General features: G+C 74.5%; 21 protein-coding genes. 6 read left to right on the top strand and 15 right to left on the bottom strand.

All coding sequences use genetic code 11. The annotated features are described in order from the left end of the window. The first annotated feature begins 36 nt into the window (after positions 1 to 36). Positions 37 to 1,269: a DUF6777 domain-containing protein gene (locus GR130_RS29125; RefSeq protein WP_159507469.1), complete on the top strand. Its 1,233-nt coding sequence runs from the start codon at positions 37 to 39 to the stop codon at positions 1,267 to 1,269. A gap of 199 nt (positions 1,270 to 1,468) precedes the next feature. Beyond that, positions 1,469 to 2,644: a L,D-transpeptidase family protein gene (locus GR130_RS29130; protein WP_236573629.1), complete on the top strand. Its 1,176-nt coding sequence runs from the start codon at positions 1,469 to 1,471 to the stop codon at positions 2,642 to 2,644. Positions 2,645 to 2,651: 7 nt separating this feature from the next. Here GR130_RS29130 and GR130_RS29135 read toward each other — a convergent pair whose 3' ends face one another. The 13 genes from GR130_RS29135 to GR130_RS29195 all read right to left on the bottom strand — a co-directional run bounded on the left by GR130_RS29135 (position 2,652) and on the right by GR130_RS29195 (position 15,766). Beyond that, a complete protein-coding gene (locus GR130_RS29135) occupies positions 2,652 to 3,041 on the bottom strand; it encodes a cupredoxin domain-containing protein (protein WP_159507470.1) in 390 nt (129 codons plus the stop codon). 2 nt (positions 3,042 to 3,043) lie between these two features. Next, a complete protein-coding gene (locus GR130_RS29140) occupies positions 3,044 to 3,622 on the bottom strand; it encodes a COG4315 family predicted lipoprotein (RefSeq protein WP_159507471.1) in 579 nt (192 codons plus the stop codon). Positions 3,623 to 3,744: 122 nt separating this feature from the next. After that, a complete protein-coding gene (locus GR130_RS29145) occupies positions 3,745 to 4,803 on the bottom strand; it encodes an aldo/keto reductase (protein WP_159507472.1) in 1,059 nt (352 codons plus the stop codon). A 157-nt stretch (positions 4,804 to 4,960) separates the two neighbouring features. Next, positions 4,961 to 7,018 (bottom strand): phosphocholine-specific phospholipase C, encoded by a 2,058-nt coding sequence (locus GR130_RS29150; protein ID WP_159507473.1) that lies wholly within the window; start codon positions 7,016 to 7,018, stop codon positions 4,961 to 4,963. A 243-nt stretch (positions 7,019 to 7,261) separates the two neighbouring features. Then, the gene (locus tag GR130_RS29155; protein WP_159507474.1) at positions 7,262 to 8,557 is read right to left on the bottom strand and encodes an MFS transporter; all 1,296 of its coding nucleotides are present in this window, start codon (positions 8,555 to 8,557) and stop codon (positions 7,262 to 7,264) included. Beyond that, the gene (locus tag GR130_RS29160; RefSeq protein WP_159507475.1) at positions 8,554 to 9,705 is read right to left on the bottom strand and encodes a PLP-dependent cysteine synthase family protein; all 1,152 of its coding nucleotides are present in this window, start codon (positions 9,703 to 9,705) and stop codon (positions 8,554 to 8,556) included. Before GR130_RS29160 ends, GR130_RS29155 begins: the two co-directional genes overlap by 4 nt. Positions 9,706 to 9,792: 87 nt before the next feature. After that, positions 9,793 to 10,221, bottom strand: a complete 429-nt coding sequence (locus GR130_RS29165) for a hypothetical protein (RefSeq protein WP_159507476.1) — start codon at positions 10,219 to 10,221, stop codon at positions 9,793 to 9,795. Positions 10,222 to 10,299: 78 nt separating this feature from the next. Then, complete coding sequence (locus GR130_RS29170; RefSeq protein WP_159507477.1) at positions 10,300 to 10,791, bottom strand: hypothetical protein; 492 nt, start codon at positions 10,789 to 10,791, stop codon at positions 10,300 to 10,302. A 76-nt stretch (positions 10,792 to 10,867) separates the two neighbouring features. Continuing rightward, positions 10,868 to 11,425, bottom strand: coding sequence for an ATP-binding protein (locus tag GR130_RS29175; RefSeq protein ID WP_159507478.1), 558 nt, complete (start codon positions 11,423 to 11,425; stop codon positions 10,868 to 10,870). A gap of 160 nt (positions 11,426 to 11,585) precedes the next feature. Then, positions 11,586 to 13,733 (bottom strand): xanthine dehydrogenase family protein molybdopterin-binding subunit, encoded by a 2,148-nt coding sequence (locus GR130_RS29180; RefSeq protein ID WP_159507479.1) that lies wholly within the window; start codon positions 13,731 to 13,733, stop codon positions 11,586 to 11,588. Positions 13,734 to 13,776: 43 nt separating this feature from the next. After that, a complete protein-coding gene (locus GR130_RS29185; RefSeq protein WP_159507480.1) occupies positions 13,777 to 14,763 on the bottom strand; it encodes an FAD binding domain-containing protein in 987 nt (328 codons plus the stop codon). After that, positions 14,760 to 15,308: a 2Fe-2S iron-sulfur cluster-binding protein gene (locus GR130_RS29190; RefSeq protein WP_236573631.1), complete on the bottom strand. Its 549-nt coding sequence runs from the start codon at positions 15,306 to 15,308 to the stop codon at positions 14,760 to 14,762. Before GR130_RS29190 ends, GR130_RS29185 begins: the two co-directional genes overlap by 4 nt. Positions 15,309 to 15,352: 44 nt before the next feature. Continuing rightward, positions 15,353 to 15,766: a hypothetical protein gene (locus GR130_RS29195; protein ID WP_159507482.1), complete on the bottom strand. Its 414-nt coding sequence runs from the start codon at positions 15,764 to 15,766 to the stop codon at positions 15,353 to 15,355. A 205-nt stretch (positions 15,767 to 15,971) separates the two neighbouring features. Between GR130_RS29195 and GR130_RS29200 the strand changes: the two genes are divergently transcribed. Continuing rightward, on the top strand, positions 15,972 to 16,790 hold the full coding sequence (locus GR130_RS29200) for a lipase family protein (protein ID WP_201305031.1): 819 nt from the start codon (positions 15,972 to 15,974) through the stop codon (positions 16,788 to 16,790). A 114-nt stretch (positions 16,791 to 16,904) separates the two neighbouring features. On the opposite strand, the gene GR130_RS29205 is transcribed toward GR130_RS29200, so the two are convergent. Further along, on the bottom strand, positions 16,905 to 17,528 hold the full coding sequence (locus tag GR130_RS29205) for an isochorismatase family protein (protein ID WP_236573633.1): 624 nt from the start codon (positions 17,526 to 17,528) through the stop codon (positions 16,905 to 16,907). 266 nt (positions 17,529 to 17,794) lie between these two features. Between GR130_RS29205 and GR130_RS29210 the strand changes: the two genes are divergently transcribed. Both GR130_RS29210 and GR130_RS29215 read left to right on the top strand, forming a co-directional pair. Beyond that, positions 17,795 to 18,991 carry a serine hydrolase domain-containing protein gene (locus tag GR130_RS29210; protein WP_159507483.1) on the top strand — a complete coding sequence of 399 codons (1,197 nt, stop codon included), beginning with the start codon at positions 17,795 to 17,797 and terminating at the stop codon, positions 18,989 to 18,991. Positions 18,992 to 19,116: 125 nt separating this feature from the next. Further along, positions 19,117 to 19,368 (top strand): hypothetical protein, encoded by a 252-nt coding sequence (locus tag GR130_RS29215; RefSeq protein ID WP_236574033.1) that lies wholly within the window; start codon positions 19,117 to 19,119, stop codon positions 19,366 to 19,368. Between the two features lie 36 nt (positions 19,369 to 19,404). Here GR130_RS29215 and GR130_RS29220 read toward each other — a convergent pair whose 3' ends face one another. After that, positions 19,405 to 20,841 (bottom strand): hypothetical protein, encoded by a 1,437-nt coding sequence (locus GR130_RS29220; protein ID WP_159507485.1) that lies wholly within the window; start codon positions 20,839 to 20,841, stop codon positions 19,405 to 19,407. Between the two features lie 161 nt (positions 20,842 to 21,002). On the opposite strand from GR130_RS29220, the gene GR130_RS29225 reads away from it, so the two are divergent. Continuing rightward, complete coding sequence (locus GR130_RS29225; protein ID WP_159507486.1) at positions 21,003 to 22,298, top strand: molybdopterin-dependent oxidoreductase; 1,296 nt, start codon at positions 21,003 to 21,005, stop codon at positions 22,296 to 22,298.

The raw sequence follows: 22,298 nt of genomic DNA on the forward strand, positions 1-22,298 counted from the left end.
GATCTGGATGGCCCGAAAGCGCCGGAAGAGGGACCTGTGACATCTCCACCGCCGCCGGAAGGCCAGGCGCCGGGGCAGCCGACCGGCCCCCCGTCGGGGCCGCTGTCCGGCTCCCCGTCCGAGCCCCCGCACGAACCGACCCGCCCCTGGCAGCAGCCGGAGCAGTCCACCGCGCCGGGCGGACCGGCTCCCCCGCGCGGCCCCGGCGACGGGGGCGGGGGCGGGGGCGGCGGAGGCGGCGGCCCGGGCGGCGGACCCGGCGACGGGCGGCCCTGGTGGCGTTCGGCGCCGCGGGTGGCGATCATCGCGGGCGCGGTGGTGCTGGCCGTGGTCCTGGCCGTGGTGTTCACGCGGATGGGCGGCGGCTCCGGCAAGGGCGAGCTGTTCCTGCAACCGGCCGGCGCCGCCGGCAACGACCCGTTCACCGAGTCGACGGCGGAGAACGGCGGCGCGCCCGCGTCGCCGGTGCCCGGCCCACCGGCTCGGGGCGACGGCAAGGTCACCGTCGTCGAGGGGTCGGCGCCCGGCCTGTACGGCGGCAGCCGCGACGCCGCCAGCTGCGACGTCGAGAAGCAGATCCGCTATCTGCGGGCCAACTCGGACAAGGCGCGGGCGTTCGCCGCCGTCCAGGGCAGGACCGCGGACGCGCTGCCGGCGTATCTGCGGTCGCTGACCTCCGTGCAGCTGCTGGCGGACACCCGGGTGACCAACCACGGCTACAAGGACGGCCGGGCGACCGGCTACCAGGCGGTGCTCCAGGCGGGCACCGCGGTGCTGGTCGACGCGTACGGGGTGCCGCGGGTGCGCTGCGCGTGCGGGAACCCGCTGACGCCGCCGGTCGCCATCCAGGGCGCACCGAAGCCGGTCGGCAAGCCCTGGCCCGGCTACCAGCCGTCGAAGGAGGTGACGGTCCGGCGGGCGCCGGCGCCGGTCGGCAGCTTCGTGCTGCTCGACCCGCAGACGGGGCAGTACTTCAGGCGTCCCGAGAGCGACGACGGCAGCACGGACACCGCGACACCGGCGCCGTCGGAATCGCCGTTCGGCCCCGGGTCGACCTCGCCCTCGGGCTCCACGTCGGCGTCGCCGCGGTCCCCATCCGGGACCGGAGCCTCGCCGTCCGGCGCGACGTCGCCCGGCGAGACGCCGTCGGGATCCCCGGGGTCGCCGGGATCGCCGGGATCGCCGCCGGCGCAGGTCACCCCCGGGCCCGGTACGCCCCAGGGGCCGAGCACCCCACCGCAGCCCGGCACCCCCGGGCAGTCGTCCTAGAGCGGGCCCGACGGGTCCGGGCCCGACGGCCGGCAGCCGTCCGGCCCGGACACTCGGCCCCTTCCGTCCCCATGGATATCGAACTGTGTCCTAATTATTCGATGCACCGCACAACCTCCGAAGCAGACAAAACGTCTGGATATGCGGCGGATGCCACCGTCTCCGCCGCTCTCAGCTGTTCTGCTTTGGAGGGACCTTCGTGCACGCCGGAACACGTCGCCACACCGCCCGGTTGATACCCGCCCTGCTGGCGGCGGGACTCCTGATGACCGCGTGCGGCACCGGCGCCGGTTCGTCCGAGGCGGCCGGGCCGGCGGCCAAGGTGACCGTCACCCCGGCCGCCGGCGCCACGCCGGCGAAGCTCGGCTCGCCGATATCCGTGAAGGCCGACGGGGGGAAGCTGACCGCGGTCGACGTCAAGGACGACAAGGGGGCGACGGTTCCCGGCAAGCTGGCGGCTGACGGTACGTCATGGAAGTCGGAGGGCAGGGTCCGCCCGAAGACCACGTACACCGTGCACACCAAGGCCACGTCGGCGAAGGGCAAGGAGTCCGCCGCCACCGCCACCTTCACCACCGAGCAGGCCGACAAGGTCAACAAGCTCACCAACACCCCCGGCAACGGGCAGACGGTGGGCACCGGCATGCCGGCCTCGATCCTCTTCGACCACCCCATAGCCAAGGACCGGCGCGCCGAGATCGAGAAGGCCCTGAAGGTCACCACCCAGCCGCACGTCGAGGGCGCCTGGGGCTGGGTCACTGACTGGTCGGGCAAGGACCGGATCGACTGGCGGCCCAAGGACTACTGGCCGGCCGGCACCAAGGTCTCCGTCAAGGGCGCGCTGTCCGGGGTCAGTTCCGGCGACGGCGGCTGGTTCGTCCGGGACTACGACTTCGGCTTCACCATAGGCGCCGACCACAAGGCCGTCATCGACGTGCCCTCGCACACCCTGACGATGTACGAGAACGGCAAGCCGGTCGGCAGCGTGAAGGGCTCCGCCGGCTCCGTGCAGGACCCCACCCGCGGCGGGGTGCACACCGTACGCAGCAAGAACGCGGCGGAGACCATGGACTCCGCCACCATCGGGCACGGCGACGAGTGGATGCTGGACTCCCAGTGGGTCACCCACCTCACCGCGTCCGGGACGTTCCTGCACTCCGCGCCGTGGAACAAGTCCATCGGCGTGGTCAACAACAGCCACGGCTGCTTCGGGATGACCACCTCGGACGCCAAGCGGGTCTACGACTTCCTGACGGTCGGCTCCACGGTCGAGGTGAAGGGCAGCGCCAGCACCAAGAAGACCGGTGTCGGCAACGGCCTGGAGGTCTGGCAGGAGACCTGGCAGCAGTGGCAGCAGCGCAGCGCCCTCAAGTAAGGCCGGGTCAGCGGACCGTCAGGGTGCCTTTCATGTAGGGGTGGACGGTGCAGATGTAGGGGTAGCTGCCGGGCTTCGTGGGCGCGGTGATCACGGCGCTCTGCCCCTGCTCGAGGTTGCCGGTGTCGAAGGGCTTGCCGGCGCCGGTGGCCGTCACGGTGTGCGGCGCGCTGTCCTCGTTCACGACGGTGATCTTGGTCCCCGGCCGCACGGTCAGCGTGGCGGGCTGGTAGGCGAAGTCCTTGATGACGATCCGCGTCCGGGCGTTCCCCGGGGCGGAGGCCGAGGGGGCGGACGCCGACGGGGACGGGGACGGGCCGCCGCCGGTGTGCGAGCAGCCGGTGAGGGCGGCCAGGCAGAGCGCCGAGGCCGCCACCGCGATCCGTACCGGGCGCATGGTCAGGACCCGGGGCTGGCGCTGCCGGTACCGGCGCCCGGGCTGCCGCTCGGCGCGGGCTTGGTGATCTCCTTGCCCGAGGGATCTAGCACCCACCACTTCGCCCCGCTGTCGTTCGACCCCTGGCCCCTGACGTCCCCGGGGTGCCTGTCCGCGATGAAGTAGTACAGCGGATGCCCGTTGTAGGTGACTTCCTTGGTGCCGTCGCGGCGGGTCGTGGTCCCGAGCAGCGCGCTCTGGACGCCGCTGCCGGCCTGCGGCGCGCCGGTCACCAGCAGCGGCGGCCAGACCTTGGCGCATTTGCCATAGCAGGTCGAAGTGTGGCCCTTGTCCGCCACGAAGAGGTAGAGCGTCCGGCCCTGCCCGTCGACCAGGAACGTGCCGAGCGGCCCGGAGCGCACCCGGATGGTCACCGCGCCCGCCGCCGGCGACCCGGACGGCCGGGGGCTGGCGCTCGGGGCGGAGGGGGTGGCGGACGGTGACGGGGTGGTCCCGCCACCGCCGTGCGAGCAGCCGCCGACGGCTGCGGCGAGCAGGGTGACGGCCACCGCGGTGGCGGCCGTCCTGGCGGTGTGGCGCATCGGACGTCTCCTTCGGCGCGCGCTGAGGCGGGCGGACCGTCCGCCCACCTCAGTGGACCGCAGCGCCCGCGGCCCGGCCATCGGGAGAGCGGCGTTCGGCGTAGTGCGCCGGGCCGTTCCGGTCAGCGGATCTCGCCGGTGGTGCGCCGGTAGGTCGAGCGCCGGTCGTCGATGGCGGCCCAGCGGTCGCCGTAGACGTTCTCGGTGACGCCGGGCTCGCGCAGGAAGGCGTGCGGGAAGCCGAGCGGGACCTCGCTGGTGGCGTCGAGGCGCTCCAGCGCGTCCGCGTCGAGCGTGACGTCGATGCTGGCGAGGTTGTCGGCCAGCTGCGCCTCCTTGGTGGCGCCGATGATCGGGATGATGTTGCCGGGGCGGCTGCGCAGCCAGGCCAGGGCCACCTGTGCCGGGGTCCAGCCGCCCTGTTCGGCGATCTCCAGGACGGCGGTGACGGTCTCGTCCTCGTTGTGGTCGGCGCGGTCGTGCCCGTCCTGGCCGTCCAGCCGGCCGCTCTCGCCGCGCCGGTACTTGCCGGTGAGCTTGCCGGCCGCCAGCGGGGCCCAGGCGAGGACGGCCAGGTCGAACGCGCGGGCCTGCGGGAGCAGTTCGCGCTCCACGGTCCGCTCCAGCAGGTTGTAGCGCAGCTGCGAGCCGGCGAAGGCGGTCCAGCCCCGCAGCTCGGCGAGGGTGTTGGCCTGCGCGATCTCCCAGGCGGGCCAGTCGGACACGCCCAGGTAGAGCACCTTGCCGGACCGTACGAGGTCGTCCAGCGCCCGCATCACCTCGTCGACGGGGGTGAAGTTGTCGCGGGCGTGCACCCACAGCACGTCGAGGCGGTCGGTGCCCAGCCGGCGCAGGCTGGCCTCCACGGACTGGACGAGGTTCTTGCGGTGGTTGCCGGCCGAGTTCACATCGCCCGGGACGGTCGCGCAGGTGTACTTGCTGGCGAGCACGAACCGGTCCCGGCGGCCGTCGAGCAGTTCGCCGAGGATGGTCTCCGAGGTGCCGCCGGTGTAGTTGTTGGCGGTGTCGACGAAGTTGCCGCCCGCGTCGGCGTAGGCGTCGAGGAGCCGTCCGCTGGTGTCCTTGGCGGCGCCCCAGCCCCAGTCCTCGCCGAAGGTCATGGCGCCCAGGGCCAGTTCGCTGACGCGCAGGCCGGTCCTGCCGAACAGTGTGTACCGCACGTGTTCCCCTAGTTCTTCTCGCCCGTGGGTCCTTGCGGATCACACGCTAGGAGGTGGAGTGCACTCCAGGGCAAGGCGACGGGGGCGCGTCCCCGGTCCGGGACGCGACGGGCCCCCGCCGGTCTCGGCGGAGGCCCGTGCACGGAGCCGACCGGGGTCAGCCGGTGATGATGGCCGGGTCGCTGACGCCCGGCTTGCCGGTCTCGACATGGCCCGCGAACCGGCGCAGGAAACCGGCGTCGGTGTCGGCGGTGACCGTGAGGTCGTACCAGCGCTTGCCGGCGCTCAGGTCGACGGACCGGGTGACGGTGCCGCCCGGGTCGACCCGGACGGTCTGCTTCCCGCCGCCGTACGCGTCGGCGATGGTGAGGCGACAGGGGGCGGTGCCCGGGTTCGTCAGGGACAGCTCGACGTGGCCGGAGGCGGCGTTGTGGCGGGCGGTCACCTCGGGGGTCTTCTTCTTGCCGGGGCCCTTGAAGACGCGCAGGAAGCCGTTCGGGCCGTACACCGTCAGGTCGTAACTGCCCTTGGAGTAGGCCGTGTTCCAGGTGTCGGAGATCTTCTTGCCGGCCTCGGTGGTGTAGGTCCAGGGGCCGTCGGTGCGGTCGCCGGCGGCGACCAGGAAGCACGCGCCGGCCGTGCTGCCGCTGCTGAAGGTGAGCGTGAAGCGGCCGCCCGCGGTGTCCGCGGTGCCGTCCGCCAGCGGGGCGTAGGGCAGCGGGCGGCTGGGCCGGGAGCCGTGCTCCTGCTTGGGCAGGACCGGGTTGGCGGGCGGCTTGGGGACGTAGCTGTCGTGCCGCTTGTTGTCCGGCGGCTGGTAGCCCTTGGTGTCGGGGAGCGGCGCCGGCTTGGTGTTCTCCAGGGAGAAGTCGAAGGCCGAGGTGAGGTCGCCGCAGATGGCGCGCCGCCAGGGCGTGATGTTGGGCTCGTGGACGCCGAAGCGGCGCTCCATGAACCGGATGACGGAGGTGTGGTCGAAGACCTCGGAGCAGACGTAGCCGCCGGTGCTCCAGGGGGAGACGACGAGCATCGGGACGCGCTGGCCGAGGCCGTAGGGGCCGGCGGCGTAGGTGGCGTTGCCGGGGAAGTTGTCGAGCTTGACGTCGGCGGTGGACAGGCCCTGGGCGCTGGAGCCGGGGGAGAACGGCGGGACGACGTGGTCGAAGTAGCCGTCGTTCTCGTCGTAGGTGATGAACAGCGCGGTCTTGCTCCACACCTCGGGGTTGGAGGTGAGGGCGTCCAGCACCTGGGAGACGTACCAGGCGCCGTAGTTCGCGGGCCAGTTGGGGTGCTCGGAGAAGGCTTCGGGGGCGGCTATCCAGGAGATCTGGGGCAGCTTTCCGGCCTTGACGTCGGCCTTGAGCTGGTCGAAGTAGCCCTCGCCCTTCTTGGCGTCGGTTCCGGTGCGGGCCTTGTCGTACAGCGGGTCGCCGGGCTTGGCGTCGCGGTACTGGTTGAAGAAGAGCAGCGAGTTGTCGCCGTAGTTGCCGCGGTAGGCGTCCTCGATCCAGCCCCACTTGCCGTTCGCGTCGAGGCCGTCGCCGATGTCCTGGTAGACCTTCCAGGAGATCCCCGCCTTCTCCAGGCGCTCCGGGTAGGTGGTCCAGCCGTAGCCGGCCTCCTCGTTGCCGACGACGGGGCCGCCGCCCTTGCCGTCGTTGCCGACGTAGCCGGTCCACATGTAGTAGCGGTTGGGGTCGGTGGAGCTCATCAGCGAGCAGTGGTACGCGTCGCAGATGGTGAAGGCGTCGGCGAGCGCGTAGTGGAACGGGATGTCCTTACGCGTGAGGTGCGCCATGGTCCCGGTGCCCTTGGCGGGGATCCACTGGTCGTACTTGCCGTTGTTCCACGCCTGGTGGCCGCCGTGCCAGTCGTGGTTGAGGCCCTCGATGAACTGCATGCCGAGGTCCTTGGCATCGGGGTGGTACGGGAGGATGTCCTTGGTGCCGTCGGACTGGTGCCAGACGGACTTGCCGTTCTCCAGGGTGACCGGGCGCGGGTCGCCGAAGCCGCGGACGCCCCGCAGCGCGCCGAAGTAGTGGTCGAAGGAACGGTTCTCCTGCATGAGGACGACGATGTGCTCGACGTCCTTGATGGAGCCGGAGGTGCGCTTGGCCGGGATCGACGCGGCGCGGGCGATGCTGCTCGACAGCGCCGAGGCGCCCGCGGTGGCACCCGCGATCTGGAGGAAGCGCCGGCGGTTGATATCAGGCATGAGTCTGGGGACCTCGCGGTGGGGGATGACGGGTGATCAGGTCGTACGGGTGGTGCGGATACGGCCCTGGGGGAAACCGCGGTCAGCAGTGTTCCAAGAGGAACCAGTGCTCGGGAAGGGGGGGTGTCCTCAAGGTGGCCCGGCGCGGTACGCACCGCGAACTCCCCGGCGGGCCGCGGTGCGGGACGGCCCGGTGCGCGGGGCGGCCACCCCCGGGGGTCCGGGGGTGGCCGCGCGGCTCCCTCAGCGCAGCGCCACCTCCGGTCCACCGGCCGGGGCGAGCCGGCCGGTGCGGTGCAGGGCCCGGAGCGCGGCGGCGCAGACCAGGCCCAGCAGCAGGAGGGCCGTCCAGGGCAGGGCGGGCAGTCCGGCGGCGCGGGCGGCGTCCAGCGCGGCGCCGGTGAGCAGGTTGCCGAGGGTGATGCCGATACCGCAGACGGTGTTGTAGAGCCCGTAGTGGGTGGCGACCAGGCGGTCGCCGCAGAGCCGGACGATGGTGTCCATCTCGAAGGGGTAGGCGGTCATCGTGCCGACGGCGAGCAGCAGCGCGGTCAGTGCCGGCGGCAGCGCGGCGAGGAGCCAGCGGGCCGGGCCGCCGGCCGGCACCGGCAGCGCGGTGGCCGCCAGCAGCGGGAGGAACGCCAGCCCCATGACCACCAGGCCGCTGGCGAGCGCGTGCCCGGGCGCCATCCGGGCCTTGCACCAGGCGGTCACCCGGGTCTGGCCCAGGATCGTGCTCAGCCCCGAGACGGCGAACAGCAGCGCCACCGCCGCCGTTCCGGAACGCCCCTCGCCGCCCAGGCGCTTCACCTCCAGCGGCAGCGCCAGGTAGACCTGGAAGGACAGCACGTACGATCCGATCATGGCGCCGGAGAACAGCAGGAACGGCCGGTTGGCGAGCACGCCGCGCCACTGCGCGAGCAGCCCCGACCGGTCGGCCGCGGCGCCGGACCGGCCGGCGGTGCCGCCGCGGGCCGGCAGCGCGCGCAGCTGGACGAGGCTGAGCAGCGCGAAGATCCCGGCCGCCACGAGGCAGGTGAGCCGGAAGCCGACTCCGGTCAGCACCATCCCGGCGACCGGGCCGAGCAGGATGCCGGCCTGGTAGAAGACGTTGAACAGGGCGAACGCCTCCAGCCGGCGCTCTCCCGCCTCGGCCGCCAGATACGCCCGGACCGCCGGGTTGAACAGCGCCCCGGCCAGGCCGGTGGCCGCGGACGCCGCCAGCAGGGCGGGCAGCGCGTCCACCAGCCCCAGCGCGGCGAAACCCGCCGTACGCAGCAGGCAGCCGGCCACGATCAGCGGTTTGCAGCCGAACCGGTCGGCGAGCGCGCCGCCGACCAGGAACATCCCCTGCTGGCTGAAGTTGCGCACGCCGAGCACCAGCCCGACCAGCCAGCCGGCCAGGCCCAGCGTCCCGGACAGATGCGCGGCCAGGTACGGCATCAGCATGTAGAAGCCGAGGTTGATGGTGAACTGATTGACCATCAGCAACTGCACGCTGCGCTCGTAGGAGCGGACCTGTGCGAGGGTGCCCTTCACCGGGACGCCACCTCCGCCGGGCCGAGCGGGTCGGCGACCCGCTCGCAGCGGCTCCAGCGGGTGACCTCCCGCTCTCCTGTGTGGCGCAGGGTTTCCGGGGCGTCGGGCGGCGGGGCGCCGAGCAGTCCGTGGGCGGCGCAGTACGCGTCGTCGTACACGGTGCTCAGATAGCGCTGCGGTCCGTCCGGGAAGACCGCCGCGATACGGGCGCCGGGCGGCAGGGTGCGGCTGAGCCAGCCGGCGACCAGCGCGACCGCGCCGACGCTCCAGCCGCCGGTGGCGTAGTGCGAGGCCGCCAACTGCCGGCAGGTCCACACCGCTTCGGCGGGGGCGACCCAGTGCACCTCGCTGAACTGCTCGTAGGCGACGTTGCGCGGGTAGATGCTCGACCCCAGTCCGCGCATCAGGCGGGGGCGGGCGGGCTGGCCGAAGATGGTCGAGCCGACGGTGTCGACGCCGACCAGCCGCAGCTCCGGGTAGAGCTGGCGCAGCACCCGGGACACGCCCGCGGAGTGGCCGCCGGTGCCGACGCTGCACACCAGGACGTCGATGTGCACCAGCTGGGCGGCGAGTTCGAGGGCCAGCGGCAGGTAGGCGGTGGTGTTGTCGGGGTTGTGGTACTGGTCCGGGCACCACGATCCCGGGTGCCGGCCGAGGAGTTCGGCGACCCGGTCGCGGCGGGCCTGCTGCCAGCCGCCGTCGGGGTGGGGCTCGGGGACCGGGTCGACGTCGGCGCCGTAGGCGGTCAGCAGCCGGGTCATGGCCGGTTCCAGCCCGGGGTCGGTGACCAGGGTGACGGGGTGCCCGTACACCATCCCGGCGAGCGCCAGGCCCAGGCCCAGGGTGCCGCTGGTGGACTCCACGATCCGGGCGCCGGGCCGCACGTCGCCCCGGGCGCGGGCGCGTTCGACCATGTGGAGCGCGGGGCGGTCCTTGATGCCGCCCGGGTTGCTGCCCTCCAGTTTCGCCCAGAAGCCGCGGTCCGGCGGGGTGAGCGGCGCGGAGATGTGCAGTACGGGCGTGTTGCCGACGAGCCCGGACACGGCGGACGCCGGGGGCGGGGCGAGCGGAGCCGCGGGGCCGGGGGTGCCGGGTGCTGCCGCGGGGACGGGGAGGGGACGGTCGGGAAGTGCGGGTGGAGACTGCATGATTCGCTCTCGTTCGGTGTTCCGGGTACGGACGGTGGGGCGCGTCCGGCGGCCGGCCGGCGGTGGCACGGCGCGCCGCGGCGGCTCCTATATCCGGCACCGGCAGAGGGCGGCGAGGGTCGGCCGGCCGCCGCGGGGCGGCCCGTGGCGCGCGGCGCGTCCGGCCGCGGCCGGACGGCGGGCGGCGGCGGAGCGCACGGCGGTCCCGAGAACACCGGGCGCGGCGCCCGGCGCGGCGGCGGTACGCCCGGCCGCGGCGGAGCGGGCCGGGGGGATGCGTCCGGCCGCGTCGGGCGGGCAGTCGGTGTCGTCGGAGCGCCCGCCGTCCGCCGCGGTGCCGGCGACGGGCGCCGCGGTCACCGGACCCGCGGTGCGGTGGTGGTGCGGGGTGTGGGCGCCGCAGGGCACGGCGGCCAGCAGCAGCCCGCCGAGCAGCAGGGGCAGGGCCAGCCGCCGGAGGAGGGGGCGGGCGGCGGCGGCACGGAACGGGAAGCGGAGGGGGGTGCGTCGGGGCACAGGGTCTCCGTACACAGGGCGTGCGGAAGCAGCAGGAGGTCGTGCGGAACCGGAAGTTGGCCGGAACCGGCCGGGAATCTAGACCTGCTGGACGACGGAGCCCGTGGTGCCGGACGGCGGTGGCAGGGCGAACGCGTCGGCGGGTGTGCCGTACCGGGCCGGGACGGGGGCGCGGCACGGCGAGCCGGCGAACGACACGGCGCGCGGCGGCGCCAGCTCGGCGCCCTGCTGCACCTGGCCCGCCAGGCACACCGGGTGCGCGGGATGCCCGGCGGGAGCCGGGTGGTCCGCGTGGTGGGCGGGGTCCGCGGGCGCGGAGTGCGCTGGCTGCACCGTGTGCGCGGCGCGCCGAGCAGGTGCGCCGTCCAAGGCTTCAATGGCCCGCTGGGCGGCGGCGGTTGTCCGGGCGGCGGCCGGTACGGCGCTGTCGAGGTGCCCCTCGGCGCTCTCCGCCCGCGCGCCGTGCGCGAGCAGCACCGCGAGCAGCAGCACGGCCGCCCACAGCGCCCGGAGCGGCACCGCGCGATCGCGGTGCCGTACGGCGCTCAGGGGCGGCGGGGCCGTTGCCATGCCGCGATCGTAGCGGCGGCGCCCGCGCGGCCGGCGGGACACGGCGGGAACACGCCGCGATCCCACCGGCCGCGCGTCAGACCAGCGACGCCTCGGACGCGGCGGGTTCGCACGGCGGCGCGAGGGGGTGCACGGGGGCGGGCTCCGCGGCGGGGCCGGGTGCCGCGACGGGCGCGGGCTCCGCGGCGGGGGCGGGCTCCACCACGTCCGGGACGCTGCGCAGCGGCACCTGCGGGGTCACCGGCGCGGTGCGGGCGGCCTCGACCCGGCGGGTGAACCAGATGACCTTGCCGGTCGGCGTGCCGCAGGTGCCCCAGCTGTCGCTCAGTGCGGCCACTTTGGCGAGTCCGCCGCCGGCCGCGCTGCTCAGCCGCGGCAGCCGGGGGCCGTCGTCGGCGACCGAGGCGGTCAGGTGGCGGCCGGTCCAGCGGAGTTCGACCACGCACCGGGTGTCCGCGCCGATATGGCGGTGGACGTTGGTGAGGAGTTCCGCCACTCCCCTGCACACGGGCGGGATGTGCAGTTCGAGATTCCAGTACCGCAGATGCGCGGCGATGATCCGTCGGATCTGCGGTACGCGCTCCGCCGCGGCGTGCAGTTCGACCGTGTAGTGCCGGCCGCCGGGAAGTGTCATGTCGTGGCTCCTCACCGCGAGGCTCACCACCTTCACCTCGTTGGACCAAACGAACCCCGAACAAGAAGAGTGAGCATTCGTCACGTATGGGTCATACGCCATCGTGGCCCCGGGGTTTCGGGCCTGCAACAGGTGGTGGTCCGTTCGGGTCCCGGCCCGTTCAGGGCAGGTGGGGCAGGAGTCGGTCGGGGGTCAGCGGCAGGTCGCGCAGCCGGGCGCCGGTGGCGTGCCACACGGCGTTCCCGATGGCTGCCGCGGTGCCGACGATGCCGATCTCGCCGATGCCCTTGCTGCCCATGGGGTTGAGGTGCGGGTCCTCCTCGTCGAGCCAGTACGCCTCGACGGCCGGGACGTCGGCGTGCGCCGGGACGTGGTACGAGGCCAGGTCGCAGGCGGTGAAGTCGCCGAAGGCCGGGTCCAGGGAGCTGCCTTCCGTCAGGGCCATGCCCAGGCCCATGGTCATGCCGCCGATGAACTGGGAGCGAGCCGTACGGGGGTTGAGGATCCGGCCCGCCGCGTACTGGCCGAGCAGCCGGCGCACCCGGATCTCGCCGGTGCGGAGGTCGGCCCCGACCTCGGCGAAGACGGCGCCGAAGGCGTGCCGGGAGTACGGGGACCGCTCGGCGGTCTCCAGGTGGGTGTCCTCGGTGACCGTGACCCCCTCGGCGGGCAGCGGCCCTTCGTGGCCGCGCAGCCGGGCCAGCAGCGCCGTGCACGCCTTGTGGACCGCCCACCCCCAGGACGCGGTGCCCGCGGAGCCGCCGGCGAGCATGGCGGGCGGCAGGTCGCTGCTCCCGATGTCGACCCGGACGCGGTCCTCGGGGGCGCCGAGCGCGGCGGCGGCGATCTGGGCGAGGACGGTGCGGGCGCCGGTGCCGATGTCGGTGGCGTTGACCCGGATGCGGTAGCCGCCGTCGGCGGCGGCGTGCGCCTCGGCCTGGGTGGCGCCGATGTAGACGGGGTAGGTGGCCGCGGCGACGCCGGTGCCCAGCAGGAGGTCGCCGTGGCGGCGGACGGCGGGGCGCGGGTCGCGGGGGTGCCAGCCGAAGCGCTCCGCGCCCTCGCGGAGGCAGTCGGCGAGATGGCGGCTGCTGAAGGGGCGACCGGTGTCCGGCTCGGTGTCGGGTTCGTTGCGCAGGCGCAGTTCGACGGGATCGGTCTCCAGGAGGACGGCGAGTTCGTCGACGGCGGACTCCAGGGCGTACATCCCCGGGGCTTCGCCGGGGGCGCGCATCCAGGAGGGGGTGGGGACGTCGAGGGCGGCCACGCGGTGTGCGGTGCGGCTGTTCGGCGAGGTGTACATGATGCGCGCCGGGACCGCTGCCTGTTCCACGAACTCGGTGACCGTGGAGGTGTGGGTGACGCTCTCGTGGGCGAGGGCGGTGATCACGCCGTCGCGGCCGGCTCCGATGCGCACCCGCTGGACGGTGGGCGCACGGTGGCCGACGACGGCGGGCAACTGGCGGCGCGGCAGGGCCAGTTTGACCGGGCGGCCGGTGTGCCGGGCGGCCATCGCGGCGAGCACGGCCGGGGGGCGGGGAGTCCCCTTGGAGCCGAAGCCGCCGCCGACGTGCTCCGAGATCACGGTGATCTCGTCGATGCCGAGCTTGAACAGGGCGGCCAGGTCCTCGCGCACCCTGGTGGCGCCCTGGCTGGAGTCGTGGACGGTGAGGTGGCCGTTGCTCCACCGGGCGGTGGCGGCGTGCGGTTCCATGGGGTGGTTGTGCAGCGGCGGCACGGTGTAGGTCGCGTCGACGGTCACCGGTGCGGCGGCGAACGCCGCGTCGAAGTCGCCGCGTTCGCGGACCGCCGGGAAGTCGCCGTTGACCCGCTCCGGGACGTACAGCCCCGGGTGGTCCGCGGTCAGCCGCACGTCGTGCCCGTCGGTGGCGTACGTGACGTGGACGGCGTCGGCGGCGTCCCGGGCGGCCTCCAGGGTGTCGGCGACGGCGAGCGCGATGTACCAGCCGCGGTGCGGAACCCGGTCCTCCTGGAGGAGGGCCAGGGTGGGGTCGCCGGTGGACGCCAGGCGGGGCGCGTTCTCGTGGGTCAGTACGGCGATCACCCCGGGCAGCGCCAGCGCCCGGCCGATGTCCAGCTCGGTGATCCGGCCGCGGGCGACGGTGGCCGGGACGGGCCAGGCGTAGGCGCAGCCGGGCGGGGTGTGCTCGGCCGCGTACCGGGCGGTGCCGGTGACCTTGTCGCGGGCTTCGCGGCGGACGAGCGGTGCGCCCAGCGGGTACGCGGGCGGGCCCGGCGGCTTCCACTCCTGTGAAGCCGGTGCTCGCTCCGGGGGGTCGTGGCTCATGGCGCGCGTCCTTGCGGTCGGGGGACGGGGTCCGGGGACGGGGTCAGCCGCGGGCCGCGAGGTCGGCCAGCACCCCGACGGCCAGGGCGCGGGCGAGGGGGACCTTGAAGCCGTTGTCGCGGAGCGGTTCGGCGGCGGCGAGTTCGGCGTCCGCGGCCCGGGCGAAGGTCCGCTCGGTGGCGGGTGCGCCGTGCAGCACCTCCTCGGCGGCGCGGGCGCGCCAGGGCCGGTGCGCCAGCCCGCCGAAGGCGAGCGCGGCGTGCTCGACGACGCCGTCGCGGACGGCGAGTACGGCGCCGACGGAGGCCAGCGCGAAGGCGAACGAGGCGCGGTCGCGGGCCTTGCGGTAGCGCGAGTGGGCGCCGGGGCGGTGCGGCGGCAGCTCGACGGCGGTGACCAGTTCGCCCAGCCGGATCACCGTGTCGCGTTCGGGACTGTCGCCGGGCAGCCGGTGGAAGTCGGTGGCCGGGACGGTGCGTTCGCCCTCGGGGCCGTGCAGCCGGACGGTGGCGTCCAGGGCGGCCAGCGCGACGGCCATGTCGGAGGGCTGGGTGGCGACGCAGTGCGCGGAGTGGCCGAGTACGGCGAGGTCGCGGTGGTCACCGTCGCGGGCCGGGCAGCCGCTCCCGGGCTCCCGTTTGTTGCAGGGCTTCGAGGTGTCCTGGAAGTACGGGCAGCGGGTGCGCTGGAGCAGGTTGCCGCCGGTGGTCGCGGTGTTCCGCAGTTGCCCCGAGGCCCCGGCCAGTACCGCCTGCGACAGCACGGGATAGCGCTCGCGTACGGGGCGGGCGGCGGCGAGGTCGGCGTTGCGGACCATCGCGCCGATCCGCAGTCCGCCGTCCGGCAGTTCCTCGATCCGGTCCAGCGGCAGCCGGCTGACGTCGATGAGCACCCGCGGGGCCTCCACCCCCAGCTTCATCAGATCGACGAGATTGGTGCCGCCCCCGAGGAACTGGGCTCCGGGCTGCCCGGCGGCGGCCCGTACCGCCTCGTCGACGCTGTCCACGCGCAGGTATCCGAACGGCTTCATGCCCCGGCCGCCCCCGCTCCGGCGACCCCGGCCACCGCCCCGACGGCGTCGACGATGCGGGGATAGGCGCCGCACCGGCAGAGGTTGCCGCTCATCCGCTCGCGGATCTCGTCGGCGGTGAGCGCGACCGGCGCCCCGGACGCGGCGGTGTCCGGGGTGACATGGGAGGGGAAGCCGTCCGCGGCCTCGGTGAGCACGCCGACGGCCGAGCAGATCTGGCCCGGGGTGCAGTAGCCGCACTGGAGGGCGTCGTACGCGACGAACGCTTCCTGGAGGGGGTGCAGCCGCTCCCCCTCCGCCAGTCCCTCGATGGTGGTCAGCCGCCGCCCGTCGTGCGCCACGGCCAGCAGCAGGCAGCTGTTGGCGCGCCGTCCGTCGACCAGCACCGTGCAGGCGCCGCACTGCCCGTGGTCGCAGCCCTTCTTGGCGCCGGTGAGCCCGAGGTGCTCACGGAGCACGTCCAGGACCGTGGTGCGGTGGTCCAGGGTCAGGGTGTGCGGGGTCCCGTTGACGGTGAGGGTCAGTTCGGAGCGCCGGCCGTTCACGGGGTGCGGTCCGCCGGCGCCCTGCGGGCGAGGGCCGCCCGCCACTAGTTCGCCCCTCTTCCCACGGTCTGCGGCAGGGTCTCCAGCCGCAGCTCGACCTCCTTCTCCTGGTCGCCGGCGGCCGTGCCCAGAACGCGTACCGCGAACGCGTTCCTGAGGGCGTTGCACAGCTGGTCGACGGCCCAGTAGCCGCCCTGGAGGCTGACGACGACGGGGCCCTTCAGCCGCCGGGGCCCGGCCTCGGCCCGGCGCTCGCTCACGTCGAAGGTCGAGGTCCACACCGTCGCACCCGGCCCGGCCAGCTCCGCGGGCACGTCGTCCGCGGCCCGGTCGCAGGCGAAGGAGGTGCGCAGCGCGCTGAAGACGGCGTGCGCGTCCTCCGCGTTGCAGCCTTCGAGTTCCACCACGACCTCGGCCGATACATGTTCCGCGTGTGACGCCTGTTCCGCGCTGTTCACTGTGGGACCTTCCTGTGGGAGCCGGACGCTTCCAGGCTCGCCCCGCACCGCGGCGTGTGCGACCCGAGGCTCGAACGAGTGGTTTAAACGGGCGCACCCGCTCGCCGCGACGCGGCAACGTTACGTTGTGTAGTCAGAGCGAGCTGTGTGTAGTCGCCCTGTCGTCCCTGCCGTCGTCCGTCGTCGCATCCACTGGGAGCCTCCGTTGACCAGCACCCTCGTCGACCAGCACGCCACCGGCTACAGCATCCGCCAGGCGCTCTGCATGGCGCGCGCCGCCGACCTCGCGTACCAGGACGAGACGGCCGTCGCGGCCACCGCCGCTCAGTGGGGCCTCGACCGGGTGCGCCACCACCACGCCGCGTTCCGCCCGCCGTTCCCCCTGCCGGACGTCCAGGCGTACACCCTCACCGGGCAGCACATGATCATCACGGCCTTCCGGGGTGCCGAGCCCGCCGCGCTGCGGGACTGGCTGGCCGGCCCCGGGACCCCTCCGTGGCCCGGCCCCGGCGGCCGGGGCACCGCCCACCCCGGCTTCGCCGAGGCGCTGGACGCGGTCTGGCCGCAGATCCTCACCGCGCTCAAGGAGTTCCGCGACAACGACCAGACGCTCTGGTTCACCGGCCACGGCCTGGGCGGCGCCCTGGCGATGCTGGCCGCCGCCCGGCTGCACTTCGAGGACCCCCGGCTGCCCGCCGACGGCGTCTACACCTTCGGCCAGCCCCGCGCCTGCGACCCGGTGCTGGCCCAGGAGGTCAACTCCGCCTTCGCGCACCGGATGTACCGTTTCGCCAACCACGACGACATCGTGCCGCAGCTGCCGCCGGAGCCGGTTTTCCGCCATGTCTCCGCGCTGCGCTACATCGACGCCCGGGGCGGCGTCCACAACACCATGCCGCTGACCGGCGGCCTGCTCGGCCATGCCCAGCGCCTCACCGCCGAGCTGCTCGCCCCGTCGTCGCCCGGCATCCGGGACCACGCCATGGCCGCGTACATCGACGCCCTGGAGAAAAACCTGCCGTGAGGGAGGGCACGGGGGCGGGGTGGGGCGGGAGGGGGAGGGGGGAGGCCCCCGGAGGAGAGCGGCGGAAGCCTCCGGCGAGGCGGGGCCGGAGCAGCCGCGGCGGTTACGCGCCGGTCACCTCACCCGAGCGCCCGCGGCTTCCCGCTCCGCCGTCAACTCCCCGGCCGCGAAGGGCACATCGGCCGCGCGGGCCACGATCTCGACCTCGTCCCCGAGGGCCCATTCGGCGGCCCGGGAGGACATCGCCGCCGGGACCGCCTCGCTGATGCCGGGGGCGGCGGGGATGTCGTAGGTGGCGTGCGCGTCGTGCGGCAGGACGACGCGGTAGCGGCGCCGCAGCGCCGTCCGGGCGGTGGCGCTGACGCACATCTCGGAGAGCACACCGCAGAGCGCCAGCTCCCGGACCCCGGCGCCGGTGAGGAGTTCGCCGAGCCGGGTGTCCTCGAAGCCGTCGTCGTCCGTCTTGCGGACCACCGTCTCGCGGGGGCCGGGCTCGACGGGCAGGTGGAGTTCCCAGCCGGGGGTGTGCGGCTCGTCGGCGGTGCCGGGCGCGCCGTCGTTCTGCAGGTGCACCACGAGCGCGCCGGCCGCGCGGGCCCGGGCCAGCAGATCGCGGGTGCGGTCGAGCACCCGGGCCGCGTCCGGCACCGCCTCGCCGCCGGAGACGAAGGCGGACTGGACGTCGACGACGAGAAGGGCCTGGACGGGGCGGATCGGGGCTGTGGTCATGGGGGTCATGGGGGCCATCCTGCCGGGTGCCCGCGGGCCGGCCGTACCGGTTTCGCCGGTCCGCGGCGCTGCGCCGGCCGGGCCGGCCTTCCGCCCTCCGGGTGGCCACGGTTGCCAGAGGCATCGATCCGGGCGGATCATCCGTAGGGACGCGCCTACGTACGCGCGGACCGCGGCGGCGCACGGACGGACCCGCGGGCGCGCCACCGGCCGGCGCCCGCACCCGCCCCGCCCTACGACCCCCACCGCACCGCGACGACGTGAGGAGAGCGACCGTGGAAGCAGCCACCGTCAGCGGCCACTGCGCAGCCGGCTTCGAGGGCGTACGCACCGCCTTCGAGCGGAACTTCCGCGAGCACGGCGAGATCGGGGCGGCGGTCGCGGTGACGCTGGACGGCGAGGCGGTGGTGGACCTCTGGGGCGGCCACACCACGGGGGACCGGAGCCGGGCCTGGGAGCGGGACACCCTCGTCAACGTCTACTCGACGTCGAAGGGGATGACCGCGCTGTGCGCCCATCTCCTCGCGGACCGGGGCGAGTTGGACCTGGACGCACCGGTCGTCCGCTACTGGCCGGAGTTCGGGCAGGCCGGGAAGGAGGACATACCCGTGCGCTGGCTGCTCAGCCACCGCGCCGGGCTGATCGCGCCCCGGGAGCCACTGTCCCCGGGGGGCGCCTACGACTGGGAGTACGTGTGCGGCGCGCTGGCGGCGACGGCGCCCTGGTGGGAGCCGGGGACCGCGCAGGGCTATCACGCGGTGACGTTCGGGTATCTGGTGGGCGAGGTCGTGCGGCGGATCACCGGGCAGTCGCTGGGCGCGTTCCTGCGCAGCGAGATCACCGGGCCGCTCGGTGCTCGGGTGTTCATCGGCACTCCCGCCGAGGAGCACGCGCACTGCGCGGACATGGTCGGGCGGCTGGACGCGGCGCTGCTCACCGAGCTGTTCCCGGACCTGCCGAGGCCGCCGCTCGGCGGGCTGGACGACCATCCGCTGGCGCCGCTCTCACTGGCGCTGCTGTCCATCCCCACCGGCGACGTCAACAGCGCCGCCTACCGCGCCGCCGAGATCCCGTCCGGCAACGGCCACGCCGCGGCCCACGGCCTGGCCGCGGTCTACGGTGCGCTGGCGGGCGGCGGGCTGGTATCCCCCACCACCCTGGAGGAGATGCGCCGGCCGCAGAGCCGGCCGGGCGAGCCGGATCTGACGCTGGGCGCGCTGGTCCCGGAGGGCACCCCGGGGGTCAGCTGGGGGCTGGGCTACATGGTCAACAGCGAGGGCCGGGTGGGCCCGAGCCGGCGGGCGTTCGGGCACGGCGGCGCGGGCGGGTCGTACGCCTTCGCGGACCCGGAGAACGGGCTGTCGTACGGGTACGCCATGAACCGGTACGGGGGCGGCACCGCGGGCGGTGATCCGCGCAACCGGGGGCTGGTCGCGGCGGTGTACGAGGCGCTGGCGCGGGTGCGCGGCTGAGTCGCCGCGGGCCGCGGACGGTCGGCCGCGATCGCGGTGGTGCGGCGCAATAATGGAAGGTGCGGCAAGGATCCGGTCCGGCCCCGCCGCGGGTGCGTCGGGCCCGGAGAGAGGGCGTGGTGACCATGGAACGGGACACCGAGACCGTTCACGAGGCGTATGCCTTCGTCTGCCTGCACTGCGGGCACGGCTGGGAAGAGGAGTACGAGATCCGGCACACCACCGATCTCGCCGGCCGGCGGCGCGCCGACTACTTCACGCACGGCAGGCGGGTGCCCTCCCCGCTGACCCGCGCGGACTGCCCGGACTGCAATCGCGGCCCGATCCGGATCCTGCGCCCCGGCCGGGTGAACTCGGCCCGGACCTACCTCGCGTAGCGCCGCGGCGGCGCCGGCGGCGCCGCCGATGCCCTCTCACCATCCGGTGAAGAGAAGGTGGTTGATCAGGAGGGCGAGGACGGCCTGGGCGGCCAGCCAGGGGCGCTGCCGGGGTGCCGGGAGCAGTGCGCCGGCCGCCAGCAGCCAGGGGGCGAAGGGCAGCCAGATGCGTTCGGTCTCGGCCTTGCTCATACCGGAGAGGTCGGCGACGAGCAGGGCCAGCAGGACCGCCGCGACGAGCAGGACGAGCCGGTCGGCGGGGCCGGCGGCGCGGCCGGGTGCCCGGAGGCGGTGGACCGCGGCGGGTGTGGCGGCGAGGGTGCGGCGCAGCGCGGCCACCGTCGCCAGGCCGGTCATCAGCACGGTGCAGGCGAGGTTGCCCCAGACCCAGTAGGCGTACGGGCGGACCGCCGCGGCGCCTTGGTAGTAGCGCTCGACCACCAGCCGGTAGCCCTCCCACCAGTTGAATCCGGCGAGGGTGAAGCCGGCCGCGACGACGGCCGCCCCGGCCAGGGCGTAGGGCAGCGGGCGGGCGGTGGGGCGGGGGGTGGTGAGCAGCAGGACCGCGGCCAGGGGCAGTGCGAAGAGGGTGAGGCCGTAGGAGAGGTAGCAGGTGAGGCCGAAGAGGAGGCCGGCGCCCAGGGCTGCCGTACGGGGGGCGCGGGTGCGGCGGGTGGCGGCGAGCGCGAGCAGGGCGAGGGACCAGGCGGTGACGGCGGCGAAGTAGCCGTCCGCGGAGACGCCGACCCAGATGGCGGCGGGCGCCAGGACGAGGAACGGGGCGGCGCGGCGGGCGGTGGCCTCGTCGGTCAGGGCGCGCAGCGCGACCAGGACCGCGGCCGCGGTGGAGGTGCCGACGGTGATGCACCAGGCGCCGGCCCAGCCGCCACCGCCCAGGCCGATGCGGTCCAGGCCGACGAAGGTGAGGATGGCGGCGGGCGGGTGGCCGGCGATGTGCGCGGGCCAGGAGTCCGGTCCGTGGTGGAGGAGGATGTGGCTGGTGAAGCCGCGCAGTGCCGGGCCGAGGTCGTCGAAGCGGTGAATCACCGTCAGGTACTCGTACTCGGTGGTGAGGCGGCCCGCGACGCCGGCCTGCCAGCCGTCGATCAGGGCCAGTGACCAGGTCCAGGCCATCGAGGCGGCCCAGGCGGCGGGCAGCAGCAGCCGCCAGCGGAGCCGGGCCGCCAGGGGCGGTCCGTAGGCGATCACGGCGGCGGCGACGGCGAGGGCGGCCGGGGTGCCGGGGCCGAGGTGCGGGGACCAGTCGGCGTACAGCGGGGGCCAGTCGACGCGCAGGTCGCCGGTGGCGTGCTGGATGGCGGAGCCGAGGGCGATGGCGGCGCCGACGAGGAGGGCACCGGCCGCGGTGGCGAGCAGGTCGGCGCGGCGGCCGGCGCGTTCGCCGGGGGCCGGGTCGGGGGTGCTCGCGGGCGGCGGACCGGGGGCCGGGGCGGGGGTGGCGTCGGAGGTCACACCGGCACGCTAGGCCGTGGGCGGGCGGTAGGACCGTTCGGCGGGAGCGGTGTCACCGATCCGTCAGATTTCGCCGGACGTCAGGGTTTCGTCATACGTCGCGGCGGCTTCGGGGGGCGCGGACCGGCTTACCGTCGGACCGACTCACCTGGAGGACGCCCATGGGTGCCGGCCGCTTCCGCCCCTTCTCTCGCTTCTCTCGCTTCTCTCGCTCCACTCCCCCGCCGCTCCCGACATCCCCGTCGTTCTGGCGCAGTCCGCTGCGCGGCCCCCGGCTGACGGCGCTGCTCGGTGTGGTGCTGCTGGCCGGCATCACGCTGATGTTCGTGACCGGGCTGCTGTCGTACGCGGCGTACAACCCGGATCTGGCCGGCGGTGTCAACGACAAGACACCGGACAAGGGGCTGCTGGGCTTCTATCTCTTCAGCTGGCCGACCGGTCCGCACTGGCTGTACCGGCTCACCCAGGGTGTGCACGTCACCCTCGGCGTGGTGCTGGTGCCGGTGCTGCTGGCGAAGCTGTGGTCGGTGATCCCGAAGCTGTTCACGATGCCGCCGGCCCGGTCGGTGGGCCATGCGCTGGAGCGGGTCTCGCTGCTGCTCCTGGTGGGCGGGGCGCTGTTCGAGTTCGTGACCGGGCTCCTCAACGTCCAGCTGGACTATGTGTTTCCGGGGTCGTTCTATCCGCTGCACTTCTACGGGGCGTGGGTGTTCATCGGGGCGTTCGCGGTCCATGTGGCGCTGCGGATGCCGCGGACCGTGCGGGCGCTGCGGGAGCGTACGGATCCTTCGGCGGCGGACGACGACACCGGGCTGGTGGCGCTCCGCCCGGCGCCGCCGACGGTGTCGCGGCGCGGTGCGCTGGGGCTGGTGGGCGCCGGGTCGCTGCTGCTGTTCCTGACGACGGCCGGGCAGAGCCTGGGCGGCCGGTGGCGGCGTACCGCGCTGCTGGCGCCGCACGGTGGCGCCGATCCGGGGAGCGGCCCGAGCGGCTTCCAGATCAACAAGTCGGCGGCGGGGGTGGGCATCCGGGCCCGGGACATCGGCGACGGCTGGCGGCTGACGGTCGAGGGCGGCGGGCGGCAAGTGCGGCTGAGCCGGGCCGAGCTGCTGCGGATGCCGCAGTACGAGGCGGCGCTGCCGATCGCCTGTGTGGAGGGCTGGTCGACGGAGGACCTGCGGTGGAGCGGGGTGCGGCTGCGGGATCTGGCCGCGCTGGTGGGAGGGGACGGGGCGCCGCCGGGGGTGCTGGTGGAGTCGCTTCAGCTGTCGGGCGCGTTCCGGCGGGCGGCGCTGCGGGACAACCAGGTGCGCGATCCGCGGTCGCTGCTGGCGCTGCGGGTGGGCGGGGCGGATCTGTCGCCGGACCACGGGTATCCGGCGCGGATCATCGTGCCGGCGGCGCCGGGGGTGCTGAACACCAAGTGGGTGTCGCGGCTGACGTTCGGGGAGGTCTGA

This window comes from Streptomyces sp. GS7 (assembly GCF_009834125.1).
Lineage (GTDB): Bacteria > Actinomycetota > Actinomycetes > Streptomycetales > Streptomycetaceae > Streptomyces.